The sequence below is a fragment of the Flagellimonas allohymeniacidonis genome, assembly GCF_004296335.1.
Lineage (GTDB): Bacteria > Bacteroidota > Bacteroidia > Flavobacteriales > Flavobacteriaceae > Flagellimonas > Flagellimonas allohymeniacidonis.
In genome coordinates, this window is record NZ_SGIU01000001.1 from 1,745,613 (window position 1) to 1,759,773 (window position 14,161).

Here is a 14,161-nt window from a genome sequence, read left to right on the forward strand (position 1 = left end):
TGATCAATGAAACAGATACTGGTACCCACGGATTTTTCAGATAATGCATGGAATGCAATCGTTTATGCTCTGACCCTTTTTAAAGAAGAAGAATGTGTTTTTCATTTTTTGCACACCTATACCCCGGCTTTCTATCGCGTAGACTATGTTATGGGAGGGCCTGAGTTTAGCGCCATTCCCGATAGCGGAGTAGAACGGTCCCTAGTAGGACTTGAAAAAACATTGGAAAGAATCAAAAAGCTCCACCCCAACGTGAAACACCGGTACAATACGCTTTCTTCCTTCAATACCCTTACCGATGAAATAAATGAGGTTACCAGGGAAAGAAATATAGAGCTCATTGTTATGGGAACCCAGGGCGCTACCGGGGCCAAAGAAATATTCTTGGGCACCAACACGGTACATACCCTTAGAAAGGCAAAAATCCCCGTATTGGTCATTCCGAACAAGTATGGTTACACTCCTATTGATTCCATTCTATTTCCCACTGATTACTGGAGCGACTATAAAATGGAAGAGTTGGGATTTTTACTGGACTTCACCAAATCCATGGAAGCTGAACTCATTGTCTTTCATGTTAACGAGGAAGATGACCTTACCCAAGCACAGCAGACCAACAAAAAATTGCTTGCCGATAAGATTAAAGATATCAAACACCGTTTTGTGCTGGACAGAAACCGCCTAATGCCAACTGCAGTCTACGAACACCTTGAAGAAAGCAATGCAGGACTTTTAGCAATGATGAACAGAAAACATAGCTTCTTTGAACGCCTTTTGATCAGGCAAAATGTAGAGGTTTTTGGATTTCATGTCGAGGTTCCTTTTTTGGTAATACCAGACACTGCAGACATAAACAAATAAAAATGCTATCATGAAAAATATATTGTTGCCCACAGACTTTTCGGATAACTCTTGGAATGCCATTTTTTTCGCCTTGAAACTTTTCAAGGACGTTTCCTGCAACTTTTATGTGGTAAACACCTATGATCCAGATCCGAAGAATGTAATTGGTGCCCGAACTTATGTTCGCACCGGAATGATTATAGATGCCCTCGCAGAATCTTCTCAGCAGGGTCTTGAGAAAATGGAAAGCTATATTCAAGAAAACCATTCGAATCCCAATCACTCATTTGAGTACGCCTCATTGAAAGGTGAATTACTGGATACCCTTCAGGATTACCGCAAACAAAAGGATATCGACTACATTATAATGGGTACTCTTGGGGCAACAGGAGCAAAAGGAGTTTTTATGGGCACAAATTCGGTTAGAATGGTAAAATCCGTTCGTAACTGTCCCATTATTCTTGTTCCCAATGAGTTCAATCTCCAAAAACTTGAGCGAATCATTTTCCCCTCAGATTTCTCCCGGTTCTACGACAAGTATGAATTAATGCCCTTGATAGAACTTGCCAAAATGTGCAAGGCTTCTTGTCAAGTACTCTACCTGACACAGGAGTTTGCGTTGACTGACGAGCAAAAACGCAATAAAAAAATGCTTACAGAGCGGCTGGCAGAACTCGATGTCACCTTCAATAATGTGGAACTAAAGTCCAAACTTGCAAAAGGAATCAATGAGTTTGCTAAAGAACAGCGAGCAGATTTGATTGCCATTGTCCATTATCGGCATACATTTTTCGAAAAACTGACCAGGGAACCAGTGGTGAAAAAAGTGGCATTCCATTCTCAGATTCCCCTGCTTATTCTCCCTGAACTATCTTGATCTTGTTGTTTGAATTGTTAAAATTGAGCTATTGAAACATATTCTGTTACCCACTGATTTTTCTGCCAATGCCCTAAAGGCAATGCACTATGCGGTTGCCCTTTTTGAAAATGAAAAAACTACTTTTTATGTGTTGCATGCCCATTCCTTTGAGAGCGGCAGCAAAATGGAAGCTCAACAAAACCTTCAATTGAGCACGGAAGAACTACGTAATTACAAACCGAACCCTAAACATCTTTTTGAACCCCAATTTTTGGAAGAACCCTTATTCATAGGCATTGAACCCCTAATCATTAAAAAAGATATTGACTTCATCGTTATGGGAACGAAGGGTTCTTCAGCCCTAAAAGAGCTTTTTATGGGCAGTAGGGCTGTAAAAATGATAGAAACCATACGATATTGTCCCATTCTAATGGTACCTGACGCTTACGAATTGGCTCCCCTATCCAGATTCATGATCGCCACAAATTTTGACCATTATTATGAACGGATAGAACTTGCCCCCATCATAGGTTTGGCCAAAGACTTAAAAGTAAAAATAGATGTGGTTCATATCATTGAGGAGAAAACCTTGAGTGATTACCAAGAGAAGTTGAAGCAGCTTCTGAAAAAGAAGTTGTTCAAACTCGACTATGCCTTTGAAGAAATCTCATCAAAAGGCACCCTACAAAAAACCATTACCTCATTAGCGAAGGAAAGAGAAGTAAACCTCTTGGCCATGACCCATCACAGATATGGGTTCTGGAAAGAATTTTTCTCTACCAGGGTAATTAAAAAAATTGCGTTTGATATTTCAGTACCCTTTTTGGTTTTGCCAGAAGTGGACTAGGTTTTTCAGCTATACATAGGGCGACTGCGGAAAGATCGGTGCGGACTAAACAATTTTTTCAGCGCATCAGCACTCATTTTTAAACGACAACCTATTCGCATTAATTCCCGGTATGCCATATCCAAGGACTTAGGGTCGTTGTAGAGCAGAAGTATCTTACCAGACTTAAGGTCCACATCCAATATTCGAATATCCATTATCCTGCTCAGATTTCTAGCAATCATGCTCTCATCCTTGGGAGAATATTCCCTTTCTATTTGAATTATTGCTTTCATGACACAGTCCTTTACAAGGTCAATAATAGGATGTTGCATCGAAACAGTAAATGACTTTTGTCATGTTGTCCAATTACATGAATCCTTGCTTTGACATCAATGTGCTTGTATCACATCAACAAGGTCTTTTTTCTGTAGAACTCCCGATTGGCGCCATACCGTTTTCCCATCTTTAAATAGTAAAAGGGTGGGTACTCCCCTAACTTGATATTTGTTTGCAATTCTTGGATTCTTGTCCACATCTATCTTATAGATTTTGATATCGTCTCCCAGTTCTTCCTTCACTTGGTTTAAAATGGGGGCCAACATTTTACAGGGACCACACCAATCAGCATAAAAGTCAATCAAAACCCTCTCATTTGAATTGATGATTTTAGAAAAACTTGAATTCATTGTAGCTACGTTTTGTTACAGCAAGATAGAAAAACCAAAGTCGCTCAAAACTGACCGCGGTCATGGCATATGGTACCGTTGAATTCTAATTTTGGGGAACAACGTTAACATCCTGTCTCCTATGAAAAAAATTTTGCTGCCCACCGATTTTTCCAAAAATTCATACAATGCGGCAGAATATGCGCTAAGGCTTTTTAAGGATGAGCCATGTCTCTTCTACCTAATGCATACCTATACCCCACCCGTGTATCACACAGAGTACGTTATGTCTGATACCCTGCAAATGGGCCTGGGCGATTTTTTTCATGAAAATACTATGGAACAACTTTCCAATTTACAGAACAAGTTGGAAGGAAACTTCAAAAACCCCATGCACCAATTCAAACTGCACGGGACCCAGAACCTGTTGGTGGACGAAGTTCGTGAGATGGTCGGTGAAAAAGAAATCGATTTAATTGTAATGGGAACACAGGGTGCTACCGGAGCCAAAGAACTCTTATTCGGTAGTAACACCGTACATGTTCTCAAAAAAGCGACTTGTCCTGTTATAGCAGTTCCCGACGGATTCGAGTACGAAAACCCAAAAGAAATTCTATTCCCTACCGATTATGAGATTGTATATCGAGAAAAGGGATTAAAAGAGTTTTTACATCTGGCCTACGAACATGTTTCGCGAATCGAAGTCCTTCATATTGCAAGAGGGCACGAATTGACCCAATTCCAAAAGGAAAACAAATCCCGCCTGGAAAAATTACTGCGACCCATTGCCCACGTTTTCCATGAAATCGACAATAACGAGATCATAGCCGGGATCAACGAATTTCAGCTTAAGAACAAAGTCAATCTATTGGTCATGGTCATGAACAAGCACACTTTTCTTGAGCAACTGTTTATCAAACCCGTGATCAAAAAAATCAGCTTACACCTCAATATTCCCTTTATGGTAATCCCCTATTTCAAATAAATGTACTGTTATGAAAAATATCTTATTTCCCACAGATTTCTCCAATGACGCCTACAACGCGCTTCATTATGCCACGCTCTTATTCGCCTCAGAAAAATGTACTTTTTATATACTTAATATCTACAATGAGAATGTCGCACTTCGCTCCCAACGTTTTTTAAAAGAGGGCGGGAAAGTATTGATTCGACAATTGGCCGAAGAATCCCAAGAAGATTTGTTGAAGACGGTTCACCGCATTAACAGGGATACGGATAATGCCAAGCACATTTTTAAGACGGTTTCAAAAAAGGGAGAAATGTTAGAGGGTATCCTATCCTCTATCCATACTTTGGACATTGACCTTGTTGCAATGGGCAACAAAGGAAAAATGGGGACCAAAGAAATGTTCCTTGGTGGAAATACGGTCAGAGCCATCAAGAAAATTGAAAAATGCCCCGTGCTCATGGTCCCCCGCGAAACAGAATTCGTTCCTCCAAAGAAAATTGCTTTCGCCACACACTTTATGAAAGACTTTGAGCGAGATGTGTTGGATCCTCTTCGATACATCGCAGAAATGCACGAAGGAACGATACATACTGTTCACGTAGATGAGCGAGAGGAGTTGGATGAGGAACAACAGACCAACAGGTCACGGCTTATAAAAGAGTTGAAAGGAATACCTTTTGAGACACATTGGAGACCCCGCTATACCGAAAAGTCAAAAGTCATCAACGATTTTGTGGAAGACCTAAATATCAACCTACTGATTATGATCAACTACGAACATAGTTTGTTGGAAAAAATTATCCGTGAGCCCGTAATTTCAGAAATAACAACACATTTAAACATTCCTTTTTTGGTGATTCCCAGTGAAGACTGACAACTGTCATTGTTGCGAAATGATAATGCCAATAGCTTAGTCCTTAGTAAACCATTAAAATGAACAAAAGAGTATTAATTCCAACAGATTTTTCCCAGAATGCATTCAACGCCATTCGGTATGGAATGCAACTTTATAGTGATCAGGAGTGCGACTTCTATTTGTTAAACGCCTTCCAGGTCAATATGTACACCTTGGATAACATGATGGTACCAGAGCCTGGTAACACCGCCTACGAAACAGCCAAAAAGCAATCGGAAGATGGGTTTGAAAAATTGAATGCCTTGTTAAAGGTACAGGCCGAAAATCCAAAACATAGGTTTCATACCATTTCCACCTTCAATTCATTGTCAGAAGCAATTCGGAATGTAATCGCCAAAAAAGACATTGACCTGGTAATTATGGGAACCAAAGGTTTTACCGGTTCGGATAAGGTTGCATTTGGGACGAACACGGTCAACGTCATGGAAAAAATTGTGGAATGCCCAGTAATGGCGGTTCCGGAAAACTATGACTATGCGCCTCCCAAGAAAATCGTTTTCCCCACGGATTACAAAACCGATTTCAAACGTAGGGAGCTCAAATACTTATTGGAAATCGCCCAACTGCATGATGCCCAAATACATGTATTGCATGTAGAAAAGGGTTCTGGGCTCAATAAAGCTCAAAAGAACAACAAAACCCTTTTAGAAGAAATCCTTCAAGGTTCAGATTTTCAAAACCATACCTTGAGCAAGGTCAAAGTTCATGAAGGGGTATTTTCGTTCATCGAAGAACAACACTGCGAAATGGTCGTATTTGTAAACAAAAAGCATTGGTTCTTTGGAAGTATCCTGTCGAACCCGTTGGTAAAGAGTCTGGGGTATGACGCTACTGTGCCCATTTTAGAGCTTAATGATAATACCTAAAAAGAATACTATGAAAAATATTGGCATTTGGATGGATAAGGAAAAAGCTAAAATTGTGGTGCTTGACAATGGGAAAGAGTCTCTGGAAACGCTTTCCTCAGAAATCGAGTTTTTCAACCCTAAAGGAGGGTCTCGTTCAAAAACCAGGTGGGGGCCACAAGATGTTGTTCAGGACAGCAAATACTTGGAAAGGGAAAAGCATCAAATGAAAGCGTATTTCAAGAATATTCTACCTTCCTTGAGGGATGCCAATAAAATTGCTCTTTTTGGACCGGCTGACACGATTGATAAATTCAATATTGAACTTGAGGATAATTATCCCGATATCTTTGAGAAGGTCAAAACCGTAACAAAAAAGGATAGTATGACCGACAATCAGGTTAGAGCACTGGTCCGAGACTTCTTTCAAGACTGATTTCCTTCAGTTCAATTGGTGATTTAAAATTCAGAATTCACACTGCACTACTCACTGGTCGTCTTTATTTCGCAATAAACTGACCGTTGTCATTTTTATAAGGTACCGTTCAATTTACATTAGTGGTGGATGATGAGTACGAAAAAATCATATAAATACATCGAATGGTTAAGTCCAGATGAAATGCATGAAGCTTCGCTTGGATGGTTGTCAGAAATGCTCTTTTGCGAAGATGAACAAAAGTTCCTGAACAATTTGATTCAATCCTATACCCTCTCGCTTACAGATAGGAAAGTGTTTGAGGAAAGCAAAAAAATCGTGACCGAACTTTCAAAATGCGAGGAGCGCCTTACAGAATTAATAGAACAAGTAAGGGCTCACGAGCGGCTTCTGAAAATTATGCTGGACAAGATTGACCAACTAAAAATGGAAAAAGCCTACATCGAGACCCATAACGACCTCACTTTTGATATCAACCATTATCTGGAAGCATATCGCGATATAAAACAGCGCTTGTTTCAATTGTTATCGAAAGTGATGAAATCACAAAAACAGAAAAGACTCCTTAATTAGCATAAAATGAAAATCATGAAGCCTTTTGCCTTATTGACCACAATGTTTCTCCTTTTTGGGTGCAGTTCGGCACATCTCATCAGTAATTGGAAAAATCCCGACTATGTTATATTCGATGCCAGCAAGGTTTTAATTGTAGGGATGACCCAAAATGAGGAAGCACGAGTAGAGTTTGAGACCAAATTGAAAAAAGAATTTCGAAAAAGGGATATTGAGGCCATGCGAAGTATCGACCTCTTCGATGTTTCTTTCACGGATACGGCCAAAACGGAAGAGGAATTGGATGAAGTCGAACAATTGCTCCTATCACGAGATTTCGATGCCATTTTGCTCACTAAGGTGGTAGGTTCAGAAGATTTTAAAAAATTCCGGCGACGTATGTCAGAGCTTGACCAGCTCTACGGCAAGTTTCGAGATGATTACCTCGGCAACCAGCAAATTTATTATGAAACCGACTACTACGACCAATATACCGTTTACCATGCGGAGACCTCCCTGTATTGCATTTGTATTGATAAGGAAAGAGAGTTGATATGGCGAGGGGCCATTGATATCACAGACCCCATTGATATTAAAAAAACAACCGAGGACTACATTAAATTGATAGTGTTGGCCATGGAGGAACAAGATATTATTTTCAGAAACGAAACCGAGGACGCCGATGAAAGTGTTGGTCTACAGCGCTAAGGAATTTGAAATTCCTTTTTTGGAGCAGGCCAATAATAATAGGCATCAACTTACTTTTGTAAAAGAACCCCTGGACATTGATACTGCCTTCAAGTCCATAGGTCATCAAGCAATAGCGATTTTTTCCGGTGACGATGCCTCCTCCCTGGTCTTGGAAACCTTGAAGAACCTAGAGGTTAAATTCATTACACTTCGCTCTACCGGCTATAACAATGTTCATCTTGAAGCAGCAAAAAAGTATGGCCTGCGAGTTGCCAATGTACCCAATTATTCGCCCCATGCCATTGCGGAACATGCTGTTGCCCTTCTTTTGGCTTTGAATAGAAAGATCATCCCCGCAAATCAACAAGTGCAGCGTCATAATTTTCTGTTGAATGGCCTCATGGGATTCGATTTACATGGAAAGACCGTAGGAATCGTAGGTACAGGGAACATTGGTTCTGTTATGGCCAAAATTATGCATGGTTTTGGATGCCGTCTATTGGGCCATGACCTTGTGGAAAATACCAATCTGAAAAAGTCGTATGACCTACAATATACAGACTTGCAAACCTTATGCGCCAAATCGGATATTATTAGTTTGCACCTTCCGTTGGACCGAAATACTTATGATATCATTGATGGTAAGCTCATAGACGGCATGAAAAAAAATGCCATTTTAATAAATACGGCCCGAGGAGCCCTTGTACACACAGAAGCCCTAATCAAAGCATTGAAAGAAAACAAAATTGCGGCTTATGGCACAGATGTTTATGAACGTGAAAAAGGTGTTTTCTTTAGAGATAACAAATCGGAGGAAGTTAAGGATGAGTTGTTAAAAACATTGATTTCATTACCCAATGTATTGCTTACCCCACATCAAGCTTTTATGACGCGAGAGGCGCTCAGAAATCTTGCCCAGACCACTATTTCGAATATAGATGCCTGGGAACTCGGACAGGTTTGTGAAAACGAGCTTTGGGAAGAAGAAAAAGCTAAAGAATCGGGCTAAAAATCTTGGCCGTCCCTTCCTTAAGCTTGGTAATCCAGGTTCGTTGTTTAAACTGGTCGTAATCCAATTCGATACTATTTAAGCAGTCTTTTAAGAAATCCCGCTTTAGCTTTTCAGCGAAACCTTCATCGTAGACCAGGGCATTTACCTCATAATTATGTTCAAAACTTCTCATATCAATGTTAGCGGTTCCAACCGTAGCCAAGGAATCATCACTAACAATGATTTTACTGTGCAAAAACCCATCAGGAAATAAGAACAATCGAACACCAGCCCTAAGTAACGGCTCAAAATAGGACCGTATGCTCCAATCCACTATGGTGCTGTCACCACGTTCCGAAACCAATAATCGAACATCAACCCCACTCAAAGATGCGGTTTGTAGCGCATGAAGTATTTCAGGACCCGGCATTACATAGGGGTTAGTGATATAAAGATATTTTTTTGCTGAGGTAATCATTGAAAAGTATGTCTGTTGAATATTGGCAAAATCATCTTCGGGGCCGCTTGAGACTATTTGTATCGGTACGAAATCCTCAGAGTCTGCAAGGTTGAATTCCTTAACATCATTCAATTGTAGCTGTTCTTCGCTTACCAAAAACCAATCAGAAAGGAAAACTTCCTCAAGTTGACTAACGGCAGGGCCTGTTATTTGTAGATGCATATCGTGCCAAATTCCAAGATCTGGATCTCCTTTCAAATATTTGTCAGAAATATTGATACCGCCGGTGAACCCATGAATACCATCAACGATAATTATTTTTCTATGGTTTCTATAGTTCAATGCGGATAAGAATCTATCAAAGCGAAATGGCAGAAACGGAAATACCTCCACACCAGCAGATTTAAGTCCTTTTATATACTTTTTACTTAAGGTATAGCTTCCAATGCTGTCATAAATCATTCGCACTTTCAAACCTTGTTTTACTTTAGACTGAAACAATTGCAACAATCTATCTGCTAGATCTCCCTCTTCAAAAATGTAGTATTGTAAGTAGATATATGATTTTGCATTTTCCAATGCGTTAAAAATGGATTGAAAGGTGGTTTTACCATCCTTGAGCAAAATAGCTTTGTTGTCCTCTAGCGGGAAAAACCCGCAGTTTTTGCCCACTAAATTTATGATCCGTCTATGTTTCAGATTATCTTTTTGGGTAATGCCTCCCCATGTTTTGGATGCACCTTTGAATGAAACGTCTTTTTTCTTAAGAATCTTGTTCTTTCTTCGATTTCTTCCCAAAAGAAGGTACAGTAAAATACCACCAACGGGAATTGTAAAAATGGCAAGCAGCCAAGCGAGGGTCTTTGAAGGGCGTACTCCATTGACCAAAAGTCCCAATATCAAAGAGATGGCAATTATGACGTATAGGACCAGAAATATAGTTAGCAGCGCCATTTGATTCCTTTAAATTGTCATGCCTTTGAAGTATTCAAAGATCAATGTACTAAATCCGTTGACTTGGAATTATGATTAGGGTCATTCATTATCAAGCCTTTGGCGAAATGCGAGCCTAATATATATGGTAAGGGTAAACCCTCCCGACTTATACTTACGGTAATCCTTATCGGAAAGAACCAGAGTACTAGGCTTTTATGGTAACTAGTACTACAACTTAATCAAAAACGGGGCGCCATGAGAGGACTTTTCTTTAATCTTTTCTCAAAAGCACAGCACAAAAGCTACCATCCAACTCCTGTTCTGGTTTCAAAATATGAGAAGTCAGGACTAACCATGGAACAGGCCATGGACATCAAGGAAAAAATCAAATGGGCTTTTGAAAAGGACAAAATCTACAAAGACAACGATATTGGGTTGAACGCTCTCTCCACCCATATCAATCGGGACCGTTACAAAGTATCGCAAGTCCTTAACGAACATTTGACTCGCAACTTTTATTCATTATTGAATTATTACAGGATACGGGAAGCTAAACATATGCTTGCCAACAATCCCGAAATCAGCGTAAAAGCTGTAATGTACGAAGTTGGGTTTAACAGCAAAACCTGCTTTTATAGTGCCTTTAAAAAGGAAACGGGTTTGAGCCCTAATGATTTTCGAAATCTGGTTAAATACGCATCCTAAACCTTCCTTATTTACTTGTTTTGCCCAGCACTTATTGCAAAAAAAGGAATGGACTGGTATCCATTTCGCCTTTCTGCTATCCACAAAGTGCAGCAATTTCTATTGTAACCTCTTATCCCTTAAGTAAATAGGTTAATAATAAATCCTAACACGCGAATAAATATTTGTTAAAAAGAGTTCTTCCCGTTGGGCTCGACTTTTTTTAGAGTTCTTCCCGTTTTAAAAGTACTTATCAAACTATGGTATCTGGTTGTTTTGCAACTGCAATTGTAAAGGTAAGGCGGTGAGAGGCCTTACTACCTATTAAATATTAAACTTTCCATTAAGTTTTGTTTTCGTACTAGGGAGTATTATTTGAATTAGCTATCAGACCCCTTCTCCCGCCTACCTTTCTCAGTTGCGCTAACTCATTAATTACTAACAAAACTTTTAACTCTATGAAAGTATTGAAACTGTTTGGGACCCTTGCCCTACTGTTGTGTACTACAACGGTATTGTCCCAAGAAAAAACAATTACGGGTACGGTCATTGACCAAATTGGCATTCCACTACCCGGGGTCAACATTGTGGTACAGGGTACAACAACGGGGACCCAGACCGACTTTGACGGAAACTATTCAATTTCTGCCAGCGAGGGTCAAATCCTGCTCTTCACCTATCTGGGACAAAAAACCGTGAGAAGGACGGTAGGTGCCAGTAACGTCATTGACGTGCAAATGGAGGAGGATGCGGAAGCCTTGGAAGAGGTGGTCGTCATTGGTTACGGTAACCAGGAGGAGAAGAAAATAATCCAGAACGTGGGTATCGTAAAGCAGGAGGCCATTGAGAACCTTCAAGTGGTTTCCGCCGATCAGTTGCTTCAGGGACAGTCCGCGGGTACGCAGATTGTAAATGCCTCTGGTGTTCTTGGTTCTGCAGCGGTAATCCGGGTACGGGGTGTGAACTCCATAAACTCTGGTAGCCAGCCCCTAATCGTTATCGATGGGGTGCCAATCACGGATACCGAAACCAATACACTAAACAGAGGGGGTAACACAGGTATCAACCCACTTTCCTATGTGAACCCGAACGACATCGAGTCGCTAACGGTTCTTAAGGATGCGGGTGCGACCTCCATCTATGGTTCCAGGGGTGCGAACGGGGTTGTGTTAATCACCACCAAAAAAGGTAGAAAAGGTGAAAAGACCACTGTGACCCTAGATGTCAGCACTCAATTTTCGCAATCCACCGATGTACCGGACATTTTGACCGCGGACGAGTTCCGTCAGTTCAAGTCTGAAGTGGCCACCATCCAAAATGGAGGTGTAACGGTTTCCCCAGAAGACCTCAATCTAGGTGCTATTGGTTCCGGCGGAACGGATTGGCTTGGAGGTGTACAACGTACAGGGGTTTCCCAAAACTATAACCTCGGGGTTCGAGGAGGTAGCGAGAAGACCTCCTTCTTCTTTGGTCTTGACTTTCAAGATTCTGAAGGTTTCATCATTGGGAACGACCAGCAAAGGGCCGGTGCCCGTATCAACATCGATACGCAGGTGACCGATTGGTTGAAGGCAGGTATGAACCTAGGTGTTACGAACAACCGATTGAACAGGGTAGGTGTTGAGAACAACATCAACGCACCTTTCACCACGGCCTTCCTACAGAGTCCTGTTGTACCAGCATTTGATGCCGATGGCAACTTTGTACAATCAGGATCCTTTATCCCGAACATTTTTGCTAGGGTGGCTTTAAATACAGATGAGCTGAAGACATTCCGTGTCATCGGAAACGCTTTTACGGAAATCACACCTTTCCCAGGATTTACTTGGAGGTCTGAATTCGGTATCGATAAATTGACCTTGGAGGAGTTTATCAGAAATGCAGAGTTCAACTCTCCTGGTGGTTTTGCACAGCAGCTTTTTGTAAATGATGATCGTTGGTTGACCAACCAGACCTTGAACTACGCCAATACCTTTAATGATGACCACAGTTTGACAGTTCTTGTCGGTCTTAACTACGAGGAGACCTTAAATACAAGATCCAATGTTTCCTCCACAGGTTTCTTGACCGACGGTTTGAGGAACCTTGGCTCCGGTTCAACACCTACGGTATTGAATGGAGACAGGAACCCTGCGCGCTTATTTGGTCTTTTCTCGAGGGTTTCCTATGATTACAAAGGAAAATATCTTGTGGAAGGGTCCGTGAGACGTGATGGTTCGTCACGTTTTGGGGCGAACAACCGTTTCGGTTACTTCTGGTCCGCAGCAGCGGGTTGGATCATCTCCGAGGAATCCTTCCTTGAGGACGTGAGCTTCTTGGACTTCTTATCATTAAGAGCCAGTATCGGAACCGTGGGTAACGACCGTTTGGGATCTTTCCCATCCTTGGGTCTGTTCAACGCTGGTCCTATTGGGGATTACAATGGGGAGTCTGGGGTAATACCTAGCCAACCTGAGAATCCTGATCTGAAATGGGAAGAGAGTGAGACCTTGGACATCGGTATCAAGTCCACTTGGTTGAACGGAAGGATCAATTTCAATGCTTCCTACTTCAAGAAGACCACAAGTGATCTTCTATTGCAGCAGACCCTTCCTCCTCAGACTGGATTCAATTTTATCAGTAGAAACATTGGTGAAATGGAGAACTCAGGTCTGGAGTTTGAGTTGAGCACCATCAACGTAAGCTCAGAGAACTTTGAATGGAGGACCAACTTCAACCTGACCACTATTGACAACAAGGTGACCAGATTGAACGAGGATGCAGCTACCGATTTGCAAGGAAGAAGAATCATTGATGGTCCAATCCAAAGGGCCATCGAGGGCGAGCCGCTCAACAACTTCTTCTTGATCCGCTATGTTGGGGTGAACTCACAGACCGGTGATGCCGAATGGTTGGATGTCAATGGAAATATTACAACAAACCCAGGTTCAGGTGACAGGGTAGTTACCGGTAGTCCACTTCCAGATTTCTCTGGGGGTATGACCAACACCTTCAAGATCTTTGATTTTGACCTTTCCGTATTGATGAACTACTCTTACGGTAACGAGGTTGTCATCGACGGTCTACGATTTGCAGATGGTAACGATGCCATTGGTGGTATCGTGAACATCAGGAGACAGAATTTGAACTTCTGGAGGCAGCCAGGTGACAATGCCTTCCTGCCAAGTCCTACAAGTTCCACGTTCAACCTGTTCAACCAAAGGTCCTCACAGCAGCAATTGGATGCTTCATATCTGAGGTTGAAGAACGTTACCTTGGGCTACAGCCTTCCAGAGAAAGCTCTGGAGCGTTTGGGCAACATCTTCAGTGGTGTTAGGTTCTATGTCACCGCGACCAACCTGTTCACCATCAAGGCAGATGAAATGGATGGAATTGACCCAGAGGTGACCGATGACATTGACCCATTGTTCCAAGGGGAATCCTTCTTTACAGCCCCGCAGGCCCAGTTGTATTCATTCGGAGCAAGGTTAACATTTTAAAAAAAG

15 protein-coding genes are annotated in these 14,161 nt (G+C 41.5%); 12 read left to right on the plus strand and 3 right to left on the minus strand.

From position 1 onward, the window contains the following. Nucleotides 1-6: 6 nt before the first annotated feature. From EW142_RS08095 to EW142_RS08105, 3 genes are read left to right on the plus strand one after another with little or no spacing between them, the layout of a single operon-like run. Nucleotides 7-861 carry a universal stress protein gene (locus EW142_RS08095; protein ID WP_130612220.1) on the plus strand — a complete coding sequence of 285 codons (855 nt, stop codon included), beginning with the start codon at nt 7-9 and terminating at the stop codon, nt 859-861. Between the two features lie 10 nt (nt 862-871). Next, nucleotides 872-1,720, plus strand: coding sequence for a universal stress protein (locus EW142_RS08100; RefSeq protein ID WP_130612223.1), 849 nt, complete (start codon nt 872-874; stop codon nt 1,718-1,720). 31 nt (nt 1,721-1,751) lie between these two features. Then, on the plus strand, nt 1,752-2,549 hold the full coding sequence (locus tag EW142_RS08105; RefSeq protein ID WP_165395241.1) for a universal stress protein: 798 nt from the start codon (nt 1,752-1,754) through the stop codon (nt 2,547-2,549). 5 nt (nt 2,550-2,554) lie between these two features. Here EW142_RS08105 and EW142_RS08110 read toward each other — a convergent pair whose 3' ends face one another. Next, nucleotides 2,555-2,824, minus strand: coding sequence for a hypothetical protein (locus EW142_RS08110; RefSeq protein WP_130612229.1), 270 nt, complete (start codon nt 2,822-2,824; stop codon nt 2,555-2,557). A gap of 96 nt (nt 2,825-2,920) precedes the next feature. Beyond that, nucleotides 2,921-3,217, minus strand: a complete 297-nt coding sequence (trxA, locus tag EW142_RS08115; protein ID WP_130612232.1) for a thioredoxin — start codon at nt 3,215-3,217, stop codon at nt 2,921-2,923. Between the two features lie 121 nt (nt 3,218-3,338). Between trxA and EW142_RS08120 the strand changes: the two genes are divergently transcribed. The 7 genes from EW142_RS08120 to EW142_RS08150 all read left to right on the plus strand — a co-directional run bounded on the left by EW142_RS08120 (nt 3,339) and on the right by EW142_RS08150 (nt 8,614). After that, a complete protein-coding gene (locus EW142_RS08120; protein WP_130612235.1) occupies nt 3,339-4,181 on the plus strand; it encodes a universal stress protein in 843 nt (280 codons plus the stop codon). Between the two features lie 10 nt (nt 4,182-4,191). Continuing rightward, nucleotides 4,192-5,040, plus strand: a complete 849-nt coding sequence (locus EW142_RS08125; RefSeq protein ID WP_130612238.1) for a universal stress protein — start codon at nt 4,192-4,194, stop codon at nt 5,038-5,040. Between the two features lie 59 nt (nt 5,041-5,099). Continuing rightward, nucleotides 5,100-5,948: a universal stress protein gene (locus tag EW142_RS08130; protein WP_130612241.1), complete on the plus strand. Its 849-nt coding sequence runs from the start codon at nt 5,100-5,102 to the stop codon at nt 5,946-5,948. A 10-nt stretch (nt 5,949-5,958) separates the two neighbouring features. After that, nucleotides 5,959-6,363: a hypothetical protein gene (locus EW142_RS08135; protein ID WP_130612244.1), complete on the plus strand. Its 405-nt coding sequence runs from the start codon at nt 5,959-5,961 to the stop codon at nt 6,361-6,363. Between the two features lie 129 nt (nt 6,364-6,492). Beyond that, nucleotides 6,493-6,936, plus strand: coding sequence for a hypothetical protein (locus EW142_RS08140; RefSeq protein WP_240740176.1), 444 nt, complete (start codon nt 6,493-6,495; stop codon nt 6,934-6,936). Between the two features lie 6 nt (nt 6,937-6,942). Further along, complete coding sequence (locus EW142_RS08145) at nt 6,943-7,623, plus strand: hypothetical protein (RefSeq protein ID WP_240740177.1); 681 nt, start codon at nt 6,943-6,945, stop codon at nt 7,621-7,623. Continuing rightward, nucleotides 7,598-8,614 carry a 2-hydroxyacid dehydrogenase gene (locus tag EW142_RS08150; RefSeq protein ID WP_130612247.1) on the plus strand — a complete coding sequence of 339 codons (1,017 nt, stop codon included), beginning with the start codon at nt 7,598-7,600 and terminating at the stop codon, nt 8,612-8,614. Before EW142_RS08145 ends, EW142_RS08150 begins: the two co-directional genes overlap by 26 nt. Here EW142_RS08150 and cls read toward each other — a convergent pair. Then, entirely contained in the window at nt 8,598-10,010 is a 1,413-nt protein-coding gene (gene cls, locus EW142_RS08155; RefSeq protein ID WP_130612249.1) for a cardiolipin synthase, read from the minus strand. The two genes, EW142_RS08150 and cls, sit on opposite strands and share 17 nt — an antisense overlap. A gap of 237 nt (nt 10,011-10,247) precedes the next feature. Here cls and EW142_RS08160 point away from each other — a divergent pair, with 237 nt between their 5' ends. Both EW142_RS08160 and EW142_RS08165 read left to right on the plus strand, forming a co-directional pair. Beyond that, nucleotides 10,248-10,697, plus strand: a complete 450-nt coding sequence (locus tag EW142_RS08160) for a helix-turn-helix domain-containing protein (RefSeq protein WP_130612252.1) — start codon at nt 10,248-10,250, stop codon at nt 10,695-10,697. 437 nt (nt 10,698-11,134) lie between these two features. After that, nucleotides 11,135-14,155, plus strand: a complete 3,021-nt coding sequence (locus tag EW142_RS08165; RefSeq protein ID WP_130612255.1) for a SusC/RagA family TonB-linked outer membrane protein — start codon at nt 11,135-11,137, stop codon at nt 14,153-14,155. The last annotated feature ends 6 nt before the right edge of the window (nt 14,156-14,161 follow it).